Below are 1,066 nucleotides of genomic sequence, written 5' to 3' on the forward strand. Positions count from 1 at the left end.
CAACACGCCTCAAGCACCTTGCGATCTTTCCGCGAAAGGTGGACTTCTCTTGCTTCGGGTATCATCCATATCTTGAATCACGACTCACGATCCAAGAAAAGTGAGTACTAGGTCCTGTGGACCTCCTGGGATTCCCTTAAGCCGGCACATCAGTTCAAGACTGCTTTTGGGGAGGCAGTCTTGGGTATGATCGACCGTATGGTTTTGAGCGACGCGCCGTCGGATCGGATGGCGCCGCTGATTATCGGCCGGGCTGACAAAAGGGATCGACTGGAGGCGACTACCGGATGTTCGTGGAGGGCGTTCTATGGATTGTGCGTACGCGAGCTCGCTGGCGTGATCTTCCAGAGGCGTTTGGCGATTGGAACAGCGTTCTCCAACGCTTCAGCCGCTGGAGCGCGAAGGCTGTATGGTGGCGATCTTCGAAGCGATGTCTGACGATCCAGACTTCGAGTATCGATCGTTGATTGCACCATCGTCCGAGCCCATTAGCACGCTGCCAGGGAGCCTGCTCCTCGATCGGGGCGAGCGTACCGCGGCACCCGAGGAGTTCGTGCTTGGTGCGTTATTGCGAGGCTGCACGGCCAGCTTGCCGGATTCGGAAGCGCTCGCCATCCCCCCTCCGCGCCATTCGTGGGAGCCCCGATGAGTTTACCCCGCTCGCCAACTGCTCCGAAATGGGATAGACGTGCGCTTTCGCAAAGACTGCTTGGCCCGCAACGAGCTTTACGTGCTCGGCCCTCTTGCCGGCTCGGACCCGCTTACTGAATGACCCGTCGCCGCGATAGTTGATCATACCAGTCGTTTGGTGCCCTCCTGGTCCCATACTGCAACCGTTGAGCCCCCCCCTCCGTTCTTGTCTATCAGGCGGAAACCGGTGTTCCGCTGCAGCAAGTTGGAGCGCTCGTCGGTCAGAGTGCGCATCGAGAGATCTGGCCGCATGTGATCGATTGGCTGGGGCTTTAGGGTTTGAGCTACGAGCAACTACGCGCCCCAGCTGCCGTGTGCCGGCATCGTCGCAGCGAATTGATCAGGTCGCTCGTGGACCAATCTTGGGCCGTGCTTC

At 59.2% G+C, this 1,066-nt stretch carries 1 pseudogene; it reads left to right on the plus strand.

The features are described from left to right. Positions 1-180 precede the first annotated feature (180 nt). Positions 181-489, plus strand: a pseudogene (locus tag AC5ZGW_RS46405) (transposase); the annotation flags it as partial. Between the last annotated feature and the right edge of the window lie 577 nt (positions 490-1,066).

This window comes from Bradyrhizobium sp. Crot121 (assembly GCF_059512385.1).